Source organism: Halorubrum halophilum (assembly GCF_000739595.1).
Classification (GTDB): Archaea; Halobacteriota; Halobacteria; order Halobacteriales; family Haloferacaceae; genus Halorubrum; species Halorubrum halophilum.
Map to the genome: position 1 here is coordinate 187,288 of NZ_BBJP01000023.1, position 21,183 is coordinate 208,470.

The 21,183-nt window shown below is 70.7% G+C and carries 21 protein-coding genes; 12 read left to right on the forward strand and 9 right to left on the reverse strand.

Annotation, left to right across the window (positions count from 1 at the left end):
• The first annotated feature begins 38 nt into the window (after positions 1-38).
• Complete coding sequence (locus ACP96_RS08630) at positions 39-785, forward strand: AMP-binding protein (protein WP_050033022.1); 747 nt, start codon at positions 39-41, stop codon at positions 783-785.
• 90 nt (positions 786-875) lie between these two features.
• Here ACP96_RS08630 and ACP96_RS08635 read toward each other — a convergent pair whose 3' ends face one another.
• Positions 876-2,798, reverse strand: a complete 1,923-nt coding sequence (locus ACP96_RS08635) for an ABC transporter substrate-binding protein (protein ID WP_050033023.1) — start codon at positions 2,796-2,798, stop codon at positions 876-878.
• Positions 2,799-2,905: 107 nt separating this feature from the next.
• Here ACP96_RS08635 and ACP96_RS08640 point away from each other — a divergent pair, with 107 nt between their 5' ends.
• Complete coding sequence (locus ACP96_RS08640) at positions 2,906-3,403, forward strand: LabA-like NYN domain-containing protein (protein ID WP_050033024.1); 498 nt, start codon at positions 2,906-2,908, stop codon at positions 3,401-3,403.
• A 43-nt stretch (positions 3,404-3,446) separates the two neighbouring features.
• Here the strand turns inward: ACP96_RS08640 and ACP96_RS08645 are convergent, their stop codons facing one another.
• Genes ACP96_RS08645 through dapA form a run of 6 tightly spaced genes read right to left on the reverse strand, consistent with a single transcriptional unit; the run spans position 3,447 to position 9,655 of the window.
• A complete protein-coding gene (locus ACP96_RS08645; RefSeq protein WP_050033025.1) occupies positions 3,447-4,658 on the reverse strand; it encodes a M20/M25/M40 family metallo-hydrolase in 1,212 nt (403 codons plus the stop codon).
• Positions 4,655-5,584, reverse strand: a complete 930-nt coding sequence (gene dapF / locus ACP96_RS08650; protein WP_050033026.1) for a diaminopimelate epimerase — start codon at positions 5,582-5,584, stop codon at positions 4,655-4,657. The genes ACP96_RS08645 and dapF overlap by 4 nt, the downstream gene beginning before the upstream one ends.
• Complete coding sequence (gene lysA, locus ACP96_RS08655) at positions 5,581-6,975, reverse strand: diaminopimelate decarboxylase (RefSeq protein WP_050033027.1); 1,395 nt, start codon at positions 6,973-6,975, stop codon at positions 5,581-5,583. The genes dapF and lysA overlap by 4 nt, the downstream gene beginning before the upstream one ends.
• Complete coding sequence (locus ACP96_RS08660) at positions 6,972-7,811, reverse strand: 2,3,4,5-tetrahydropyridine-2,6-dicarboxylate N-succinyltransferase (RefSeq protein ID WP_050025106.1); 840 nt, start codon at positions 7,809-7,811, stop codon at positions 6,972-6,974. The genes lysA and ACP96_RS08660 overlap by 4 nt, the downstream gene beginning before the upstream one ends.
• A 57-nt stretch (positions 7,812-7,868) precedes the next feature.
• Complete coding sequence (gene dapB / locus ACP96_RS08665) at positions 7,869-8,660, reverse strand: 4-hydroxy-tetrahydrodipicolinate reductase (RefSeq protein ID WP_050033028.1); 792 nt, start codon at positions 8,658-8,660, stop codon at positions 7,869-7,871.
• Positions 8,657-9,655 carry a 4-hydroxy-tetrahydrodipicolinate synthase gene (dapA, locus tag ACP96_RS08670; protein WP_050033029.1) on the reverse strand — a complete coding sequence of 333 codons (999 nt, stop codon included), beginning with the start codon at positions 9,653-9,655 and terminating at the stop codon, positions 8,657-8,659. Before dapA ends, dapB begins: the two co-directional genes overlap by 4 nt.
• Positions 9,656-9,975: 320 nt before the next feature.
• On the opposite strand from dapA, the gene ACP96_RS08675 reads away from it, so the two are divergent.
• The 3 genes from ACP96_RS08675 to ACP96_RS08685 all read left to right on the forward strand — a co-directional run bounded on the left by ACP96_RS08675 (position 9,976) and on the right by ACP96_RS08685 (position 13,112).
• Complete coding sequence (locus tag ACP96_RS08675) at positions 9,976-10,878, forward strand: HD domain-containing protein (RefSeq protein ID WP_050033030.1); 903 nt, start codon at positions 9,976-9,978, stop codon at positions 10,876-10,878.
• A gap of 68 nt (positions 10,879-10,946) precedes the next feature.
• Positions 10,947-11,468, forward strand: coding sequence for a PUA domain-containing protein (locus tag ACP96_RS08680; RefSeq protein ID WP_050033031.1), 522 nt, complete (start codon positions 10,947-10,949; stop codon positions 11,466-11,468).
• Between the two features lie 450 nt (positions 11,469-11,918).
• Positions 11,919-13,112, forward strand: a complete 1,194-nt coding sequence (locus tag ACP96_RS08685; protein WP_050033032.1) for an ArsA family ATPase — start codon at positions 11,919-11,921, stop codon at positions 13,110-13,112.
• On the opposite strand, the gene ACP96_RS08690 is transcribed toward ACP96_RS08685, so the two are convergent.
• Positions 13,109-13,762 carry a hypothetical protein gene (locus ACP96_RS08690; protein ID WP_050033033.1) on the reverse strand — a complete coding sequence of 218 codons (654 nt, stop codon included), beginning with the start codon at positions 13,760-13,762 and terminating at the stop codon, positions 13,109-13,111. The two genes, ACP96_RS08685 and ACP96_RS08690, sit on opposite strands and share 4 nt — an antisense overlap.
• On the reverse strand, positions 13,759-14,520 hold the full coding sequence (locus ACP96_RS08695) for a hypothetical protein (RefSeq protein WP_050033034.1): 762 nt from the start codon (positions 14,518-14,520) through the stop codon (positions 13,759-13,761). The genes ACP96_RS08690 and ACP96_RS08695 overlap by 4 nt, the downstream gene beginning before the upstream one ends.
• Positions 14,521-14,609: 89 nt before the next feature.
• Here ACP96_RS08695 and ACP96_RS08700 point away from each other — a divergent pair, with 89 nt between their 5' ends.
• The 7 genes from ACP96_RS08700 to ACP96_RS08730 all read left to right on the forward strand — a co-directional run bounded on the left by ACP96_RS08700 (position 14,610) and on the right by ACP96_RS08730 (position 21,182).
• Positions 14,610-15,389 carry a DUF2103 domain-containing protein gene (locus tag ACP96_RS08700; RefSeq protein WP_050025097.1) on the forward strand — a complete coding sequence of 260 codons (780 nt, stop codon included), beginning with the start codon at positions 14,610-14,612 and terminating at the stop codon, positions 15,387-15,389.
• Positions 15,390-15,474: 85 nt separating this feature from the next.
• Positions 15,475-16,134 (forward strand): metal-dependent transcriptional regulator, encoded by a 660-nt coding sequence (locus ACP96_RS08705; protein WP_050025096.1) that lies wholly within the window; start codon positions 15,475-15,477, stop codon positions 16,132-16,134.
• A gap of 136 nt (positions 16,135-16,270) precedes the next feature.
• On the forward strand, positions 16,271-16,969 hold the full coding sequence (locus ACP96_RS08710; protein ID WP_050033035.1) for a LysE family translocator: 699 nt from the start codon (positions 16,271-16,273) through the stop codon (positions 16,967-16,969).
• A 91-nt stretch (positions 16,970-17,060) separates the two neighbouring features.
• A complete protein-coding gene (locus ACP96_RS08715) occupies positions 17,061-18,113 on the forward strand; it encodes an NAD(P)-dependent glycerol-1-phosphate dehydrogenase (protein WP_050025094.1) in 1,053 nt (350 codons plus the stop codon).
• 106 nt (positions 18,114-18,219) lie between these two features.
• Complete coding sequence (locus tag ACP96_RS08720; protein WP_050025093.1) at positions 18,220-18,882, forward strand: DUF420 domain-containing protein; 663 nt, start codon at positions 18,220-18,222, stop codon at positions 18,880-18,882.
• 107 nt (positions 18,883-18,989) lie between these two features.
• A complete protein-coding gene (locus tag ACP96_RS08725) occupies positions 18,990-20,306 on the forward strand; it encodes a M28 family peptidase (protein ID WP_050025092.1) in 1,317 nt (438 codons plus the stop codon).
• A gap of 54 nt (positions 20,307-20,360) precedes the next feature.
• Positions 20,361-21,182, forward strand: a complete 822-nt coding sequence (locus ACP96_RS08730) for an NAD(+)/NADH kinase (RefSeq protein WP_050033036.1) — start codon at positions 20,361-20,363, stop codon at positions 21,180-21,182.
• Position 21,183 lies beyond the last annotated feature (1 nt).

Here is a 21,183-nt window from a genome sequence, read left to right on the forward strand (position 1 = left end):
TCCGCGTTTTTAAGTCTCGTCCGCCCCGAGCCCCGCGTATGGATGTCGTCGGCGACTTGCTCGATCGCGACCGACGGAGCCGGGAGACCGCGCTCGTCACGGCCGACGGACGCGAGCGCACGTATCGGGACCTGATCACCAACGCGTACAAGGCCGCCAACGTGTTGCGCTACCTCGGCGCCCGCGAGGGGTCGACCGTCGCCGTCGAGCCGGCGCCGGGAGTTCACACGACGCTCGCCTTTTTAGGTGCCGCGGGACTGGGCGCTCCGGTCCGGTTCGACCCCGCGGCGGGGATCGAACGGGGCGACCGCGTGGTGCTCGTCAGCGTGGCGGACGAGGCCGAGACGGAGCCGGCGCCCGGGACCAACCTCGCCGTCTTCGGCGGGCCGCCGGACCGACCCGAGACGACCCACTGGGAGCAGGAACTCTGGAGCGAGAATCCGGGAATGCCGCCGAGCGCGGTCGGTCCCGACGATCCGGTCGTCCGCGCCGCCGACGGCGAAATACCCCACAGAGACCTCCTCGCGGCGGCCGCCTCGGTCGTCGACCGGCACGGTATCGACGCCGAGACTCGGGTCGTCCTCCGGAGCGATCTTGCGGACCCGCGGGCGCTTGCCGCCGGCGTGATCGCGCCGCTCTCGGTCGGGGGAACGGTCGTGCTCACTCACGGGGAATCCGACCGCGAGAGCGGCGAGTCCCGCGGCGATCTGGCGGTGGTCGTCGATGACGAGGTCGAGGCACCCGAGGCGGATCGGGCGACGCTCCCGACACTCGAGAGCTGTTGAGGTTGGGGCCCGATCGGAGGTCGCTGGCGCCGAAGCGGCCAGTGGTCGGCCGACGCCGAAGCGGTCAGTCGTCGGTCGATGCCGAGGCGATTAGTTGTCGGCCGGAGAGAACTCGGACCAACGGGGCTGCCAAGTGAACTGCGGCTCGGCGAGCCCGTGATAGACGCCGTCGATGAGCTCTCGCTTGCCGATCGCCGCCGCCAGCGCTTGGCGGAACGGGACCAACCGGAAGAGGTTCCCCGGACCGGCGTTCCACCCGTTCGAGCGCTGGTTCACGGAGAGAATCGTGTTGTACGGCGTGGGAACCCGTCGCACCGTGACGTTATCGCTGTCGCTGTACGACTCGTACCGCTCCGGCGGGATCGCCGCCGAGTCGGTCTCTCCGGTCTCTAAGGCCCGGAGCCGAGATTCTCGTTCCTCGACGACGCTGATCGAGGCCGCTTCGAAGAGCGGCCCCTCCGAGAACAGGTCCGGACCCTCGTCGATATCGCGGAGGTAGTACTCGTCGTTGCGAACGTACTCGGTGCCCGAGCCCCGGTTCCACGCTTCGAGCTCGAACGCGCCGAGGTTGCCGGTGAACCCGAGTTCGAGCAGCCCCTCGTCCTGTTCGAGCCCGCTCGCGTCCTCCTCCTCGACGTACGGCTCGACGAGGTCGCGCGGGATCGGGTACAAGAGCGGGTCGTACGTTCGGGGCCACAGCGGGTTCGGGGACTCCAGCGTCGCTTGGAACTCGAACTCGCCCGTCTGTTCGACTTCGACGCCGTCCCAGTCGCTCGACGACGCGGTGTTCGCCCAGTCGGACTGATGAAGCTCTTCGACGAGGTAGACGAAGTCCTCGGCGGTGACCTGGCCGTACGGCTCGCTGAACCGGAGGTTCTCCCGCACGTCGAACGTCCACACTTCGCCGTCCTCGGTGGACATGTCGTACAGCAGCGGGAAGTACTCCTGACTCTCGTCGAACGTGTATCCCCGATCGAGGGCGCGGCCGATCGCGACTCCGGCGTGGCTTTCGGTGTTATACAGGGGGTTCAGGGTCCTGAAGCCGGCCGAGGTGACGGTGTCGTACGAACCGCTGACGGTCGGCTCACCCTCGTACCACGCCGGCAGGTCCCAGCCGTTCGAGAAGTTCTCGATCGGTCCTTCGAGATCGGGGTTGTAGCCGACGAGGTCGTCGCTGAACAGGAGGGTGATGTACGGCTGCTCGCGAGCGAGGTTCCCGAAGATCTCGGCGAACGACTCTCGGAGATCGTCGCGGCTCGTCGCCTGCCGTGCCTCTTGGAACAGCCCCTGCGCGTCGAACTGCGGGTAGTAGCCGACCGGGTTGTAAAACGGGTTGGCCCCGTCGAAGAACAGCTCGTTCATCAGGGGGTTGAGAGGATGCGTGTTCAGTCCGAACACGATCGACATGTCCCACGGCTCGTCGCCCGTGACCGATCGGGGGCCCGGGTTCTGCGGCGTCGGGTTTGTCCACTCGATCTCCTCGCCGTTCACGGTGTCGGCCCCGCCTTCGGGATCGCCGGTCCAGTACTCGTTGTTGAACCGCGCGCCGTCGATGGCCTCGACGACGACGTCGATACCGAGGTTACTGCCGAGTTCCCGAGCGATGAACTCGGCGGTAAGCCGTGAGAGCTCCCGTTCCGCGCGATAGTAGATGTCGAGCGTGACCTGTTCGCCCTCCGGAGTGACGAGTTCCCCGCCGTCGAAGGCGTAGTCGTACTCGGAGCGCTCGAACGCCTGCCGCGCGAGGTCGCGGGCGGTCTCCGCTCCGTACAGGTCGTCGACGCCGAACTGCGGAAAGTCGCCGACCTCCGGGGTGTCGGTACCGTCGCTTCTCCCGTTGCCGGCGCCGCCGCCTCTTCCGTCCCCGCCGTCGCTTCCGTCGCCGCCGTCACCGCCCCGGTCGGAACAGCCGGCGAGCGTCGCGGCACCAGCGACGCCGAGCGCGGAGAGCCATCGCCGCCGGCCGATGTACGTTTCTTTGTCACTTCCACTGCGACAATGCTGCTGTCTCACGTTCTGATCCAATAAGAAGAAATACAAAAGCACCTAGATCGATATCGGTTCACACGACGAAGTAACCGAATCCCAAAACCCCTAACCCACCGGGCCGAACGGGGCGTATGACCGAAATCCATCCCGATCAGCGCGTCGCGGTGCTCGCCGACTCGCAGAACCTGTATCACTCCGCCCAGAGCGTGTACTCCCAGAACATCGATTACTCGCGACTGCTCGAGGAGGCGGTGAACGACCGATCGCTCGTGCGGGCCATCGCGTACGTGATCCGCGCCGACTCCCCGGAGGAAGAGAGCTTCTTCGAGGCGCTACGGGACATCGGCTTCGAGACGAAGATCAAGGACATCAAGACGTTCGCCGACGGGTCGAAGAAGGCTGACTGGGACCTCGGGATGAGCCTCGACGCCGTCTCGCTCGCGAGCCACGTCGATACGGTCGTGATCTGCACCGGCGACGGCGACTTCGCCCGGCTCTGCTCGCACCTTCGCCACGAGGGCGTCCGCGTCGAGGCCATGGGCTTCGGGAACTCGGCCGCCGACGAGCTGATCGAGGCCGCCGACGACTTCATCGATCTCGCCGAAGAGGAGGAGACGTTCCTGCTGTAGCGGGTCGACCGTCGACGAGCCTCGCCGGCGTCTCCCGCCGCCGCTACGCGTCCCCGAGCAGTCCCGACACAGCGCGCTCGACCGTCTCAGCCGCCGCCTCTACCTCTCGAACCCGGACGTACTCCCGCTCGGCGTGAGCCACCGCCCCGGCGTCGTCCGCGAGGTCGCCGGGGCCGAACACGACCGTCGGCGCCGGCGCGAAGTACGACGCCTCGGTCGCCGCGCCGAAGGGGCGGACAGCGCCGCCGCGGTCCGCCCGAAGGCCGACCGACTCGCCGGCGCTCCGGGCCGCGCTCGTGACCGCCTCCACCAGCCCGTGGTCTGGATCCGTCGAGAATGCCTCGAAGAACGGCGACTCTCGGTCCGTCAGCGCGACCTCGATGCCGACGTCGCCCGGCGTCGACTCCCGGACCGCGTCCGTGAGCGACGACCGGAACCCCTCGGCCGTCTCCGGCGGGACGCTCCGCCGGTCGACGGTGATCTCGCAGTCCGCGGGCACCTGATTCGTCGCGCCGCCGCCCTCGATGACCGTCGGCGTGAGCTTCGGTGGGCCGAGCTGGGGGTGTTCGTCGGCGTCGTCGTCGAAGGTCCGGATCGCCGCGAGCGCGCCCTCGGCGGCCGCGACCGCGTTCGCCCCCGCGAACTCCGCGGCGTGGGCGGCGGTCCCCGACAGCTCGACGGTTCCCTGAAACCGCCCCTTCGCGGCGGTGCAGGCGTCGAGGCCGGTCGGCTCGCCGACGAGGAACAGGTCGCCGTCGAGCCGGTCTTCGGTGCCGGGCGACTGGCCGGTCAGCGCCGCCGCGCCGAGCGACAGCGACTCCTCGTCCGGCGTGAGAGCCAGCGTGAGCCGGCCGCGCTCCGGTTGCGCGGCGAGGAACCCCGCGAGCAGCGCGGCGAGCGGCCCCTTCGCGTCGCAGGCGCCGCGGCCGCGGATCACGTCTTCGGAACCGTCGTCGGAGGTTGGGTCCGTGGAGGCGGAGCCGCCCCGCTCGTCCTCACGCGCCTCGCCCCGCTCGAACGGGACGTGCGGCGTCACCGTGTCGAGGTGCGTGTTCAACACGAGGTGCGGCCCGTCGTCGGGCGCGTCCGAGCGCTTCTCCGCGAGCACGCAGCCGCCGGCGGCGACCTCGCACTCGACCCCGAACCGGTCGAGCGTCTCGACGACGAACTCGCGCATCTCGTCGACCGACTCGTGGGAGGACGTTTGGACAGCCGCCTCGAGGAACGAGACCGGATCGAACGCCGCTTGGTTCATCGCGGGTCGGCGGGGAGCGTTCCCTCGTACTCGCGTGCGACGGGGCCGGTCAGGGTCGCGTGGCCGCGGTCCGGCACCGTGATCTCGAGGTCGCCGCCCGGGGGACGGGTGAGCGCCGACCCGCCCTCGATCAGGTCGAGCCGTCGCGCGGCCGCGACGACCGCGACGGCGCCGGTCCCGCAGGAGCGGGTCTCGCCCTCGACGCCGCGCTCGAAGGTGCGCTGGTCGATGACGGCGGGGCCGTCTCCGGACCCGTCGTCGACGACGCTCGCGAGGTTCACGTTCGCTCCCTCGGGGAAGACCTCGGCGTGACGGACCGGCGGGGCCACCCCGTCGAGGTCGACCGCGTCGATCCCGTCGGGGTCGTCGCGGCCGCCGTCGACGAACGCCACCGCGTGCGGGACGCCGGTGTTGACGGCGGTGACCGTCAGCCCCTCGACCGGCTCGTCGATCAGGGGCGCGTCGCGGGCGAGGGGGACCCACACGGGGTCGAACGTCGGCTCGCCCATTTCGATGGTGGCCGCGGTCGCGTCCGCGTTCACGGAGGCGCGCCGAGTGCCGGCCTGCGTGTCGATCATGAACTCGCGGTCGCCCGTCTGATCGTGGGCCCACAGCGCGACGACGCGGGCGCCGTTGCCGCACATCGTCGCCGTGGAGCCGTCGGGCTGGACCAGCGTCATCACAACGCGGGTGGGGTCGAAGCGCTCCTCGATACTTAAAAAGAGGACGCCGTCGGCGCCGCGTCGACCGGTGGACCCTCCGTTTCGTTCGGCGTCGAAGTCCGCCCCGTCGACGCCCGTCTCGCGGTCGCAGTGGGCGCGTGCGAAGGCCGCGCGGTCGCCGACCGCCTCGGAGTCGGCGTCGACGACGAGGAAGTCGTTCCCCGTGCCGTGGTACTTCTCGAACGGGATGGCGTGGGTGCTCATCGACCCGCCTCCGTTCGGTCGGTTCGACCGGTTCGATCCGGGTTCGCCTCCCGCTCGACCGTCGTCAGATCGCCGAGCGTCTCCCGGCGTCGGACGACCGCCGCGGTCCTGTCGTCGAGCGCGACCTCCGCCGGCCGCGGTCGTGAGTTGTATTGGTTCGCCATCTCGTATCCGTACGCGCCCGCGATCCCGACCGCGAGGAGGTCCCCGCGTGCCGGGTCGGCGAGCGCTCGGTCCCTACAGAGGGTATCGCCGGTCTCACAGATAGGTCCGGCGACCGTGACAGGGGTTGCCGACCGGTCGTCGGGGGCGGGAGCGTCGCTCCCATCGCGCGCTTGCCCGCCCCCGAGGTTCCGGATCGGGTGGTAGGCGTCGTACATCGCCGGACGCAGCAGGTCCGTCATCCCGGCGTCGACGCCGACGACCGTCTCGTCCGGCGTCGGCTTCACGGTGTTCACCCGCGTCAGGAGGACGCCGGCGTCGGCGACGACGTACCGGCCGGGCTCGATCGCGAGGTCGACGCCCGCGGGGAGCGGCGAGATCGCTTCCCGCGTCGCCTCGGCGACCGCGGGCAGGTCGAGCGCCGGCGCGTCCTCCTCGTAGGGGACGCCGAAGCCGCCGCCGACGTCGACGTATTCGAGGTCGACGGGGGACATCCCGTTATTGCTCGGCTCCGCAAGCTCCCGCGCCAGCTCGCCTATCCGCGCCACGAGCTCGCGGTGGCTGTCGAGCTGGTCCGAGTCGATCCCGGATCCCGCGTGCGCGTGGATCCCGACCACGTCGAAGCGCTCGGCGGCCTCTTGGGCCGCCCGCGCGGCGCGGTCGTAGGGGATCCCGAACTTCGCCGCGCCGCCGGTCCGGACCTTCTCGTGGTGGCCCGCGCCGACGCCGGGATTCACCCGGACGCAGACCCGTCCGTCGTAGCCGCGCTCGGCCAGCCGGTCGAGGGTGTCGACGGCGCCGACGGTAATGGTGAGATCGGGCTCCGCCTCGGCGACGCCGACCACGTAGTCGAGGTCGCGGGCGGGCGGGTTGACCGCGGTGTAGTGGAGCCGCGAGCCGTCGAAGCCGGCGGCGAGTGCGCGGTCGACCTCTCCAGCCGACGCGCACTCGGCGTCGAGACCCGCCTCGCGGACCGCCTCCAGCACGGCCCGACCGGTGTGGGCCTTCACCGCGTACCGCACGTCGGCGTCCGGGAAGGCGTCGCGCAGGCGCTCGCAGTTCTCGCGGACGCGGTCGAGGTCCTGCACGTAGAGAGGGGTGTCGTGCTCGGCCGCGAGTTCGGCGAGCCGGTCGGCGTCCCAGTCGCTCACGCGTCGGACCGGAAGGTTGTCGGCGGCGTCGCGGTCGGCGGGTTCGTCGGCCGATCCGCCCGCGTCGCGGTCGCTCATTCGCGGAGCGCGTCCTCCCGCTGCGTCGCTTCGAGGGTGTCCTCCTCGACGTGGGTCGCGACGACCGCGGGCTTGTACGCGCCGCCCTCGAAGAGATCGTGGTCGCCGACGGACGACTCCACCATCCGAGTGAACGCCCGGCGCTCGGCCGGGAGGTGGCCGTAGATGACCTCCTCCTCGACGAGGTCGTAGACGGGGATCCGGGGCGTGAGCAGGGTGTTCTCGCCGACGATAGAGTTCTCCCCGACGCGGAAGCCCGAGGTGACGCGGCAGCCGGCGCCGAGCGAGACGCCGTCCTCGATTATCACCGGCGCGTCCTCCACCGGTTCGAGGACGCCGCCGATCAGCGTGTTGGCGCCGAGCTTGACGTTTTCGCCGAGCTGGGCACAGGAGCCGACCGTGTCACACGAGTCGACGAGGGTGCCGTCGCCGACGTACGCCCCCATGTTGACGAACGAGGGGCTCATCATGATGCAGTCGCTGCCGAGGTACGCGCCGCGGCGGATCGCGGTCCCGTCCGGCGTGTTGCGGGTGCCGCGCTCGCCGAGGTCGTCGGTGTCGCGCAGCGGGAGCACGTCGTGGTAGGTGACGCCGCCGTACTCGCGCGCCTCGGTCTCGCGCAGGCCGAAGTTGAGCAGGATGCCCCGCTTGACCCACTCGTTGGCCTCCCACGAGGTCACGTCGTCGCCGGTCTTCTCGGCGGCGCGGACCTCGCCGGCCTCCAGCGCGGCGAGGAACTCGTCGACGACGGCGGCGTCCTCGTCGGTCGCGTCGGCGGCGGTCAGCCCGTCCTGATAGCGGTCCCACAGATCGGATACGTCGGCTTCGAGCGTCATTGAGTGGTGTATAGATGAGTATCGGTATTTATTCGTCGATGTGTGTATGCTCTGTAGTTATTCCGGAGCGTCTCCAGCGTCCAGCACGTCGCCGAACCCGTACCAGCCGGGCTCGCGGTCGGCGAGCCAGTCGGCGGCGTCGAGCGCGCCCTCGGCGAACACCCCGCGGTCGCCGGCGCGGTGCGTGAGTTCGATCGATTCCCGGTTCCCCGCGAACAGCACCTCGTGCTCGCCGGTCACGTCGCCCGCACGCCGGGCGTGGACGCCGATCTCGGTCTCCTCGCGGGGCGCGTCGCCCTCGCGCCCGTGGACGCGCCGGTCGAGGTCGTCACGAACAGATTCCACGTCATCGAGGATCGACTTTGCGGTGCCCGAGGGGGCGTCGCGCTTGGCGTTGTGGTGCGTCTCCGTCAGCTCCACGTCGTAGCCGGGGAGCGCGGCCGCGGCCTCGCGGACCGCGCGACGGAGCGCGGCGACGCCCCGCGCGAAGTTCGACGCCTTGAGCACCGGGATCGACTCGCTCGCAGCCCGGAGATCGCCGAGCTGTGCGTCCGCGAATCCGGTCGTCCCCGTGACTACCGGCACGCCCGCGTCGGCGCAGGTCTCGGCGTACGTGACCGCCGAGTCGGGCCCAGTGAAGTCGACGAGCGCGTCGGGCTCCGCGGCCGCGAGCAGCTCGTCGAGCCGGTTGGCGTCCTCGACCGCGACTCCCGCCACGGGGTCGGTCGGGGTGCGGTTGACCGCGACCGCGACGGCGACGCGCTCGCGGTCGGCGGCGGCCGAGATGACTTCGCGGCCCATTCGGCCGCCGGCGCCGGTAACGGCGATGGACAACGGCTCGCCGCTCATTCGCTGCCTCCCGTCGCGGGCTCGACGGCCTCGGGATCGACGGCGCCGGGCGCGCGCTCGTCGTACTCGGCCAGCAGCTCGCGCAGAATCTCGCGTCGGTCCTCGGAGAGCCGCGAGAGCGGTGAGCGGACGCGGGGACCGCCCCGGCCGCGGATGTGCATCGCCTCCTTCACCGGGATCGGATTCGTCTCGGCGAACAGCTCGCGAACGAGCGGCGCCAGCTCGTGGTGGAGCGCCCGTGCCCGGTCGTAGTCGCCCGAGAGCGCGGCGCCGACCATCGCGCAGGACCGCTCCGGCTCGACGTTGGCGACGACACTGATCGTGCCGGTGCCGCCGATCGAGAGCACGGGCAGCGTGAGCCCGTCGTCGCCGGAGAGCACCGAGAACGCCTCGTCGCGGGTGCGCTCGATCACCTCGCTGACGAGGTTCAGGTCCCCGGAGGCGGCCTTGTACCCCTGGATGTTCGGGTGTTCGGCGAGCTCGACGGTCACGTCGACCGGGATCGACTGACCCGTTCGGCTCGGGACGTTGTAGACGATCTGCGGGAGGTCGACCTCGTCGGCGATAGTGCGGTAGTGTTCGAGGAAGCCGGCGGGCTCGGGCTTGTTGTAGTACGGGGAGATGAGGAGGAGCCCGTCCGCGCCCGCGTCGGCGGCGCGTCGAGAGAGCGACAGCGCCTCGGCGGTGTTGTTGGAGCCAGTGCCGGCGATGACGGGAATATCGTCGACGGCGTCGCGGACCGTCTCGATCACGTCGACGTGCTCGTCGTGGGTCATCGTCGCCGACTCGCCGGTGGATCCGACGGGGACGACCCCGTCGACGCCGGCGCGTTCGAGGGTGCGGGCGTTGTCAGCGAGCTGTTCGTGGTCGACCTCGTCGTCGTCCGTGAACGGGGTCGTCATTGCCGGGTAGACGCCCTCAAAGGGTTCGTCGGTTCGGTCTCGCTCGCTCGCGCTCTGTGCGCCGTAGGGTGTCGTGGTCGTGGTGTCCGTCATGGGTGGGCGGTCAGTGTCTGGTCGGTGTCTGCGGTCGGTCAGGGGACGGTGCGCGCGGGTCGGGGGTCGTCCGGGACGGGGTCGCCACTCCCGCCGGTGGACGGTTCACGCGCGTTTTTTCGAGAAGAGCCGCGTCGCTGTCGGCGTCGGCGAGCCGCGTTCGGACGCGGGTCGAATCACACCTCGGTATGCGTCTTTGGCTCGCTTATAGATTGCGCCTCGGGTCGAAACTGCCGCTCCGGCCCGTCGCGCCCCTCGTCGATCGCGTCCGGTCGCCCACGTACATCCTTTTAATAACTCGCCGCGTCCTCATCGATCTCATGACCGACTCCTCAGACGCCGAGTCCGACCCCGCCGGATCCGACCCGGTCGACGCCCTCGACGACGCGGACCGCGACATCGATCGCGACGCGGACCGCGACGCGGACCGCCACGAGTACCACCCCGACCGGGAGCACGCCTTCCCCGACGACCGGCTCAACGAGATGCTCGGCCGGATCGACTCGAACCCGGAGATCACGGCGTACCTGGAGGCGCAGAACGTCAACCCGGTCGACCGGAAGGGGTACAACGACCACGGGACGAAACACGTCGAGATCGTCCGGGACCGCGCGCTCCGGCTGTACGACCTGCTGAAGGCCGGCGGCGTCGAGTTCAACGGCGCCCGTCAGCAGGGGCTCGACGAGGCCGACGAGCCGGTGATCATCGCCCTCGCGGCGACGCTCCACGACATCGGCCACGTCGTCCACCGCCACGACCACCCGTACTACTCGATCCCGCTCGCGGCCGACTTCCTCGACGACTTCCTCCCCTCCTTCTACGACGTTCCGGACCAGGTGCGGATCAAAGCCGAGGTGCTCCACGCCATCCTCTGTCACCACACCGAAGAGCAGCCGCTGACCCGCGAGGCCGGCATCGTCCGCATCGCCGACGGCCTCGACATGGAGCGCGGGCGCTCGCGGGTCCCCTACGAGGAGGGCGGCCGCGGCATCAACACCGTCTCCTCGCAGGCGATCGAGCGCGTTTCCCTCCGAGAGGGGGACGAGACTCCGGCGCAGGTCGTGATCCGGATGAACAACGCGGCCGGCGTCTACCAGGTCGACTCGCTGCTCAAAGCGAAGATCGAGGGGTCGCTGCTCGAAGACCAGATCCGGACGATCGCGATCAACACCCACCGGGACGACGACGGCAACGGATCGATCGTCGATCGGATCGAGCTGTAGTCCGCCTCTGCCACTCCGTCCGCGTCTCGTGTCGCAACGGCTTTGCGGGTGGCCGCGATAGCCGAGGTATGAGCGACGCAGCGGCCCTCGCGGACCTGCGGACCGGCGCCGACTACCAGTTCGGCGCCGGCGCGGGCGACGCGCTGTTCCCCCCGGATGAGACGCTGACTCTCCGGCGGTCGAGCGGCGGCCGCCCCCGACAGGTGATCGTCGGCGACGTGGACGGGGACCCCGGCAGCTCGGAGGGCGACCGGCTCGTCTCGTACGGGACGGACGGGCGGTTCACCCTCGGCGTCGCCGGCGGGGACCGGCTCCGCGAGGCGTTCGCGGCCCCGCGGCACCGGATGGTCGTGGGCGAGGAGAGCGAGCCGTTCGTCCGCGAGGGGCGCAACACCTTCGCGAAGTTCGTGACCGCGGCCGACGACGGGATCCGCCCCGGCGACGAGGTGCTCGTCGTCGACGAGGACGACGCGCTGTTCGCGGTCGGGCGGGCCGAACTCTCCGGCGCCGAGGCCGAGGCCTTCGCGAGCGGGGTCGCGGTGAAGGTGCGGAACGGGGCCGGGAGCGACGGAAACGATATCGACGAGTAGTGCGCTCTCAGCGCTTTTGAGGCGGCTTTCAGACTCATGCATGTACGGTGGCGCGTGCCGACGAGCAGCCGTCAGGCTGCGAGTCGCACGCGCGAGGGAGTCGGGCGCCCGGAGCAACGCGGAGGGCGACCGACGAGGCTGGGGAGGTGTGAGGCTGCGGTTGCGGTCGGGTGGGACTCAAAGGGGCAGCCGTGAGGCGGGCGCAGGCGACGCAAGCACCGCAAGGAGCGAGTGAAACGAGCGACTGAGGAGCGCAGCGAGCGTGCGCCCGCCTCACGGCTGGGGCTTTGGAGGTGATCTTTGTCGATCCGTCAACAGCCATATATAATCGATCGACGATAGCCACTCCGTTCACTCGCGCTCTCGAATCACCGAATCTCCCAATCACCCACTACACGCCTCCGTATCGGGACCGACGGGTACACAAGCGGGCCGGACCCACGACTCGGTATGGACGATATCGACGTCGAGCCGGTGGATCGCGTCGAGGAGTCGGAGACCGAGGGAGACGAGAGCGTCGACCCCGCGAGCGACGAGACCGACCTCCCGACCGAAACCGACGCCGCCACGGACCTCCCGGTGGGCGTCGACGCCCCGGACTACGTCCTCTACGGCGGGAAGGGCGGGGTCGGGAAGACGACGATGGCGGCCGCGACCGGGCTCGCCTCGGCGGCCGGCGGGGTGAACACCTTGGTGGTCTCCACCGACCCGGCCCACTCGCTGTCCGACACCTACGAGACGGAGATCCCGGCGGAACCGTCGCGCATCCGCGAGGACATCCCGCTGTACGCCGCCGAGATCGACCCCGACGACGCGATGGATGAGGGGATGTTCGGCGCGGACGGCGACCCCCTCGGCGGGATGGGCGAGATGGGGGACGCGATGGGCGGGATGATGGGCGGCGCGGACGGCCCCGCCGGCGACGCGGAAGACGGGGAGGCCGGCCTCGGCTCCCTCCTCGGCGGCACGATGCCCGGCGCCGACGAGGCGGCCGCGATGCGCCAGCTGCTGGAGTACCTCGACGACCCGCGGTTCGACCGGGTCGTCGTCGACACCGCGCCGACGGGGCACACCCTCCGGCTCCTCCAACTGCCCGAGATCATGGACTCGATGATCGGCCGGGTGATGAAGCTCCGCAACCGCTTCTCCGGGATGATGGACGGGATCAAGGGGATGTTCGGCGGCGGGGACGACGACGCCGACCCCTCCGCCGACCTCGACGAGCTCCGCGAGCGGATCGAGCGCCTCCGGAGCGTGCTGCGGGACCCCGCGAAGACCGACTTCCGCGTGGTGACGATCCCCGAGGAGATGAGCGTCGCGGAGTCCGAGCGGCTCGTCGCGCGGCTCGACGAGTTCGGGATTCCGGTGAACACGCTCGTCGTGAATCGCGTGATGGAGGGTATCGGCGACGTGACCGGGACAGACGCGGACGACGGGAGCGCGCCGACGATCGACCCCGACTGGATCGTCGAGCCGAACCCGGACACCTGCGAGTTCTGCGCGCGCCGGTGGGAGGTCCAGCAGGCGGCGCTGCGCCGGGCGACGGACCTGTTCCGCGGGCGCGACGTGAAGCGCGTGCCCCTGCTCGCGAAGGAGGTCCGCGGGGAGGCCGCGCTGCGGGTCGTGGCCGCGTGTCTGCGCTAGGACCGTTCGTCTAACGCCCCGTACAGCCCCTCCCGGACCCGCTCCGCGACGCCGGTGAGATGTGCCTGACCGAAGAGCGCCACGAGGAGCGCGCCCACGGAGTTGTACGTCAGGTCCGCCACGGTGTCGTCGAGCCCGAACTGGGCGAGCGGCATCTCGATGCCCGTCTCGTCGGCGAGGATGTCGAGCCCGAACTCGAACAGCTCCCAGACGACGCCGAACGCGAGCACCACCACGAGGATGAACACGAACGCGAACCGCGACGGGATGTATATCTCGTCGCTGTGGAGGTCCACCGCGCGTAGCGTCGTGTACCCCGCGCCGGCGACCAGCGACGCCGACAGCGCGTGCGTGAGGTGGTCCCACCACGGGACGCGGGCGTAGAACCCGGCGGATCCGACGGTGTGTAACAGCACTGCCGTCGTGATCCACACGCCGAGCCACGGGTCGAGCGGGATGTCGTAGTTCCGTTCGAGCAGGGCCGGGATGAACGTGACGAACAGGCCGAGCCCGCCGTTAGTGATCGCCTTCGGCTGGCCGTAGGCCACGCCGTACCCGACGATGGCGACGAGCAGGATCTGCATCGCCCTGGTGAGCCGCCGCTGGGTCCGCAGCGACGGGCGGGCGCGGAGGGCGCCGCGGACGCTCATCGGCGCACCACCCACCCTATCGCGCGGCGGAGCCGCGCCGTGCGCCGCCGGAAGTAGGAGTCGAAGAGGACACCGGCGACGAGTCCGGCCAGCGTCACGTAGATCCACTCGATCATCAGCGCCTCGTTGGTCGTCAGGAACTCGGTGCCGAGCAGCCGATCTGCGTTCCACCGCAGGATCGTCCACGCGGCCGCCGTCGCCATCGTGGCCATCACGACGAAGACCACGGCGAACCAGTGTGTCACGCGTAGCGTGGTGAACATCTGGAGTTCCACGGTGATGATCAGCGCGAACGCGGCGATCGCGAGGTACGTCGCGAACGTCCCGAGTTCGCCACCGAGGAGCGCACGCACCAGCACCGGCAACAGCGCCAGCCCGAGCACCTCCCACGGGAGCATCACCCGCGGGTCCCGCGCCGCGACCGCCGGCGCCACCACGACGGCGGCCATCGCGGCGACGAGGGCCATCGGCAGGAGGTCGAAGTCGAGCAGGCTCTCGACGAAGACGGCGACGAGCACCGCCACCATCGCCCACGCGATCAGCGCGTTCGTCCGCCCGCTACGGAACAGTCGCGCCAGCCGGTCCTCGATGGCGTTCCCCTCCGGGATATCCGGCTCGGGGGCGGCCGGATCGGGACTGGACGGATCGAGGTCGTCCAGGTCGGAGTCGGCCAGGTCGGAGTCGGCCGGATCGCCCCCGTCGACCTCGGCCTCGGAATCCCCGTCCGGGGCGTCCACCCCGGATCGGTCGGTAGTCATGCCTTCCCTTCAGACCGGCCCCACTATATGGGTTGCCTTGCGACACGGCGAACGAACGCCCTTTTACCCCTCACGTCCCTCCGTTCGCTATGAACTGCCGGCGGTGTGGAACCCCGCTCCGCAAGCCCGGGGACTACTGTCTCACCTGCAACACCGCCAACGCCGACGCGGTCGTCGTCGAGTTCGAGGAAGACCGGGCCCGGCTCACGATGCTCGACGAGGACGAGGTCGTCGGCGAGACGACCGTGACCACCCGGCCCGAGAGCGACGAGCAGCTGACCGAGATCCAGCTCCGCAACTTCGCCGGGCGCGTCGCCGACGAGATCCGCCGGAAACGACCCGACACCGTCTACGCCGCCGGCACTCGAGAACCGCTCCGCGAGACGCGCGCGCAGGTCCACCACGAGTTCTACCGCGTTCCTGACGCGAAGGCGGGAGCAGGCGAGGGAGAGAGCGGGGAGTCCGACGGCGATAGCGAGACGACCCCCGTCGTCTCGTGGGTGCTCGACCGCCGCGGCGACCGCGCCTTAAAAGTGGTCGAGACGCCGCCGCGCGAGAAGATCGGCGGGTCGCACTCGACGCTCATCGGCGACCGCAAGGGGCGGAAGGCGGTGAGCACGGTCGCGCAACACCCGCACGTCAAGAAGATCGTCCCGGGCCCGATTGACGCCGGGGGTACCGGCTCTCGGACGGGCCTGCGCGCGAAGGCGACGCGCGCCGGGACGAACGGGAACGTCCGGCTCCTCCTCCGCGACGGCTCCAGCGTGCAGGAGAACCGGATCGTCACCACCGCGATGGACCGCGAGACCGGCGAGCGCGTCCGCGAGGACCTCAACGAGGCGCTGCGGGACGCGGAGCTACAGGACTGACGGGCCGGGAGCGCGGGGTGGTTCCCGCGACCGACCGGACCGCCTCCCGGTAGGTATTTCCGCCGTCGCGCGCGATCGCTTATAAATGCTGAGCGACGTGATGGAGGACTACTTGAAGGCTATCTACGTCCTCCAGTCCGAGCAGGAGCCCCCCGTCTCGACGTCGGCGATCGCGGAGTACCTCGATAAGACCTCGCCGTCGGTTACCGACATGCTCGGCAAGCTGGAGGACCGCGGACTCGTCGAGCGCGAGCCGTACCGCGGCGCGGAGCTGACGGCGGAGGGCGAGGCGGTCGCGCTGGAGATCGTCCGCCACCACCGGCTGCTGGAGGCGTTCCTCGCGGAGCGGCTCGACTACGACTGGAGCGAGGTCCACGAGGAGGCCGACGCCCTGGAACACCACATCTCCGAGGCGTTCGAGCGGCGCGTGGCGGAGGCGCTCGGCGACCCCGCCGTCGACCCCCACGGCGACCCGATCCCGAGCGCGGACCTCGAACCGGTCGACGAGGGAAGCGGCGCGCGGCTCGCGGACCGCGAGGAGGGCGACCGCGTGGTCGTCGCCCGCGTCTCCGACCGCGACGAGGACGAGCTGGAGTACCTCGCCGACGCCGGGATCACGCCCGGCACCGAGATCGAAGTCATCGACGTCGCCCCGTTCGGGATGGTGACCGTGGCGACCCCGACTGGCGAGCAGAGCCTCCCCGCCGAGGTCGCCCGCGCGATCCGGGTCGAGGACGCGGGTTGATCCCGACTCCCCGTTCCCAGCCGACCGCAACGTCCGACCGTCATCGTCCACACCCGTACATCGATGTCGATTCTTCGCCCGTGGCGCCCACCATTCGTTCGCGAGGCTTTTCACGAAAACGACCCTCTCGAACGGTGTGAGTCTCCTCGTAACGCTCGGCGCCGGCGTCGTCTTCGGGCTGGCGCTCGCGGCCCCGCCCGGACCGATGAACGCCGTGATCGCCGAGGAGGCCGTGCTGCGCGGTCGCCTCGCCGGCTTCCGCGCCGGCCTCGGCGCCGCGACCGCCGACGCCGTCTTCTTCGTGCTCGCGTACCTCGGCGTCGTCGCGGTCGTGGAGTCGTTCCCGCTGTTACAGGGCGCCATGGTCGCGGTCGGCGGCGTCCTGATGCTGTACTTCGCCGTCGACGCGGCCCGCGGCGCGCGCGCGTCGTTCAGACCCACCTCGGGCGACGAGCCGGTCGTCGCGGAGGGGAAGGGGTTCCGCAAGGCGCTGGTGCTCGCCCTGACGAACCCGTACCAGGTGCTGTTCTGGCTGACGATCGGCGTCGGGCTCCTCCGCCCGGGCGAGCTCGACGTGCTCGCTCGGCTCCCCGTCATCGGCGAGGAGCTCGCCGGGACGCTCGTGGTCGCCACCGGCTCGCCGGCGCTCATCGGCGGGTTCTTCCTCGGCGTGTTGACGTGGGTCACGGGATTCCCGACCGGGCTCGTCGCCGCCGAGCGCCGGATCGAGACGTTCGCGCCGCTCGTCGCGGTCGGCTCCGCCGTCGTGCTCGCCGGGTTCGGCGTCTACTTCCTCTACGACGCGGCGACGACGCTGGCGGCGCTCGGGGTCTGAGCCCCGGCGGCCGGAGCCGCGCGGAGAGCCGGGGCGACGGCGACGATTCGCATGGACAACGGCTTTCACCCGCGGGCGCGACCGCCACGGTATGTTCGAGAAGACCACGTGGATCAAGCTCCCGCGGAACGTGCTCGTGGGGCACGGCGTCCTCGACGACCTCGGGGAGGCGGTCGGCGAGCTGTACCTCACGGGGCGGCCGCTGATCGTGACGAGCCCGACGCCGAACGACATCGCCGGCGACCGGGTGCGCGCGCAGTTCGACGACCCCGCGACTGCCGTCGTCAAGGAGGCCTCCTTCGAGGCCGTCGAGGAGCTCACCGAGACCGCGGAGGCGGTCGACCCCGGCTACCTGATCGCACTCGGCGGCGGGAAGCCGATCGACATCGCGAAGATGGCGGCCGACCACCTCGGCGTCGGCTTCGTCTCCGTCCCCACGGTCGCCTCCCACGACGGGATCGTCTCGGGGCGCTCGTCGATCCCCGAGGGCGACACGCGCCACTCGGTCGCGGCCGACCCGCCGCTCGCGGTCGTCGCGGACACGACGCTGATCGCGGAGGCCCCCTGGCGGCTCACCACCGCGGGCTGTGCCGACATCATCTCGAACTACACCGCGGTGAAGGACTGGCGGCTCGCGCGCCGGCTGCGCAACGTCGAGTACAGCGAGTACGCGGGCGCGCTCTCGGAGATGACCGCGGAGCTGCTCGTCGAGAACGCCGACATGATCCGGCCCGGGTTAGAGGAGTCGGCGTGGGTCGTCGTGAAGGCGCTCGTCTCCTCCGGCGTCGCGATGTCGATCGCGGGCTCCTCGCGGCCCGCCTCCGGCGCGGAACACCTCATCTCCCACCAGCTCGACCGGAGCGCGCCGGGGCGGGCGCTCCACGGCCACCAGGTCGGCGTCGCCTCGATCATGACCGAGTACCTCCACAGCGGCGAGAACGGGGAGTGGGCCGCGATCCGCGACGCGCTCGCCGAACTGGACGCCCCGACAACCGCCGCCGAACTCGGTATCGACGACGCGGAGCTGATCGCCGCGCTCACGAGCGCCCACGAGATCCGCGACCGGTACACGATCCTGCAGGGCGGGATCAACGAGGCGGCCGCGATCGAGGTCGCGACCGCGACGGGCGTCATCGACGGGTGAATTGACTCATCACGAGTGATCGACCCATCTGCGATCCGACCCGCCGACAGCCGGCGACCCGTTCCGCGCTCGAAAGGGAATTAACGGTCCCGCGACAACGACGCGTATGTCCACCGCCAGCGTTCGCGACCGGGTCAAAGAGCGGGCCGGCGCGGTCACCGTGCTCCTCACCGTCGTCGGCTACGGCGCGGTCGGGGGCGTGTTCCTCGTCCCGGAGTTTCAGGCGCTGTTCCCCGAACTGACCCGGAGCACCGTCGACCTCCTCGCGCACGCCATCGCCGCCGTCAACACCGTCACGATCGCCACGCTCTCGCTCGGGTGGTACTGGATCCGCAACGGCGAGGTGAAGAAGCACGCGGCGGCGATGACGACCTCCTTCGCCCTCATCCTCGTGTTCCTCGGGCTGTACCTGCCGAAGGTCGCCGGCGGCGGGACGCGGGAGTTCGTCTTGGAGTCGGCGTACGCGTGGGTCCCCCTGTGGGAGTGGATCTACCCCGCGTACCTCATCATGCTCGCGATCCACATTATTCTCTCCGTCGTCGCCGTGCCCGTCGTCCTCTACGCCGTCGTCCTCGGGCTCACCCACTCGGAGGCGGAGCTCCGGAACGAGACCCCGCACCGCCGGGTGGGCCGGATCGCCGCGAGCGCGTGGCTCCTCTCGCTCGTGCTCGGCGTCGTCACCTACCTCATGTTGAACCACGCGTACGACTCGACGTTCGCGGCCGCCGAGGCCGCGACGGCGCTCGTTCCGATGGTTCCCGGAGCGTAGAACGCGCTCCCCTCACCCCCACGCTTCTCTTCGCCCCAGCGACCCCCGGATCCGGCCCCGCCCACCGCCACCGAAACGCTTGACTCGCGCCCCGGTCACCCACAGGCATGACCGACTGGATCGGCGACGTCTTCACGAGCGACGTTGGCTGGGACCACCTCGAATCGCTCGTCGACATCGGTGATCGCATGGCCGGCTCCGACGGCGAGCGCGCCGGCCTCGAACTGACCCGCGACGCGCTGGCCGAGGCCGGCGCGCGCGACGCCCGGATCGAGGAGTTCGAGATCCAGGGCTGGGAGCGCGGCGACAGCGAGATCCGACGCGGCGACGAGGCCGTCGCGAGCGGGATGAACGCCTGTATCGCGCTCCCGCGGAGCCCGAGCGGCGAGGCGACCGGCGAGTTCGTCGATCTGGGGTACGGCGTCCCCGAGGACTTCGAGGAGGACCTCACGGGGAAAGTCGTGATGGTCTCCTCTGACACCCCCGACTCCGTCGACCGGTTCGTCCACCGACGCGAGAAGTACTACCACGCCGTCGAGGCCGGCGCCGCCGCCTTCGTCTTCGCGAACCACGCCGAGGGAACACTTCCCCCGACCGGGAGCGTCGGCACCGCGGACGCGCCCATCGGCGAGATCCCGGCGGTCGGCGTCTCGAAGGAGACCGGCGCGCGGCTCGCGCGCCGCCGCGAGGGGGAGGAACTCACCGTCGCCGTCGACTGCGAGACGCCCGACGCGACGAGCGGGAACGCGATCGCCGATACCGGACCCGACACCGACGAGTACCTCGTCGTCTCCTGCCACGTCGACGCCCACGACCTCGCCGAGGGCGCGATGGACAACGGCGCCGGCACCGCGTCGCTCGTCGAGGTCGCCAACGCCCTCGCCGCCCGAGAGGCGGAGCTCGACACGCGGGTTCGGTTCGTCGGCTTCGGCGCCGAGGAGGTGGGGCTCGTCGGCTCCTCGAAGTTCGCCGCGAGCGTCGACCCCGACCGCGTCAAGGCCGTGGTCAACGTCGACAGCAACGTGTTCGGGCGCACCCTGCGGCTCGATCACCACGGCTTCGACGCGCTGGCGGCGGCCGGCGAGCGCGTGAGCGACCGGTTCGACCACCCGATCTCGCTCGGCGGGGAGCTGGTCCCCCACAGCGACCACTGGCCCTTCGTCGAGCGCGGGATCCCCGGGTACATGGTCTCCGGGGAGACGGCGGGGCGCGGTCGCGGCTGGGGGCACACCGGCGCGGACACGCTCGACAAATTGGAGTCGCGGAACCTCCGCGAGCAGGCGATCCTCCTGACGGAACTGGTCGTCGACCTCGCCGGCGACGACGCCTCGACCGCGCGGCGGCCCACCGACGAGATCGCGAACGCGCTCGAACGGGAGGGGAAGGCGACGGGGATGAAGATAACCGGGGACTGGCCCTTCTAGCCCTGCCCGCCGTGAACCGGGAGGTTTTCACTCCCGCCGGTCGCATCCCCGGACATGGAAGCGTCGGAACGCCGTGTCGCCGTCGCCGGCGACGACGGGCGAGCGTCCGAACTCCGAGACGCGGTCCGAGACGCCGGCGGTCGTGTCGTGGAACTCGCGAGTGCGAGCGCCGAGGCACACGGGAGCGCCGAGGCGAGCGCGATCGCCGACCGGCTCTCCGACGCACCCGATGCGACCCTCCTCGTGGCGGTCGGCGACGAGGCGATCCGCGACGCGGTCGTCGCGGCGCCGGACTGCACCGTGGTCCCCGTCGCGGAGCGTCGGCTCGCGTTTGACCGCGACGGCGCAGTCGAGGCGCTCCGGCGGCTGCTCGACGACTCGGGGACCGGCGACTCCGTCGCCCGTGTCACACGTCCGGTCCTCGCGGTCGGCGACGGAACGGAGCCGCCCGTGCGGGCCGCGTTCGACGTGGCCCTCGTCACGGACGAGCCGGCGCGGATCTCGGAGTTCGCGGTCGGGTTCTCTCGCGGCCGGGACGAGTCGATCCGCGCCGACGGCGTCGTCGTCGCGACCCCCTTGGGAAGCGACGGGTACGCGAACGCTATCGGCGCCCCGCTCGTGGAGCCCGGCGGCGGGCTCGCGGTCGCTCCGATCGCTCCGTTCAGTACGCGGACAGACGCGTGGATCGCGAGCGATCGGGTGCGGCTCACGGTCGAACGAGAGAGCGAGCCGATCGGGCTCGTGGTCGACGGGGAGCGACGCGGCGCCGTCGAGCCGCACCGGCCGATCGAGATCGAGACGGTCGATGGGGTCGCGTTCGCGGTGCCGAGGGGCCGTCGCGAGCGCGCCGATCGGAAACACTCTAATAACTCGTGAC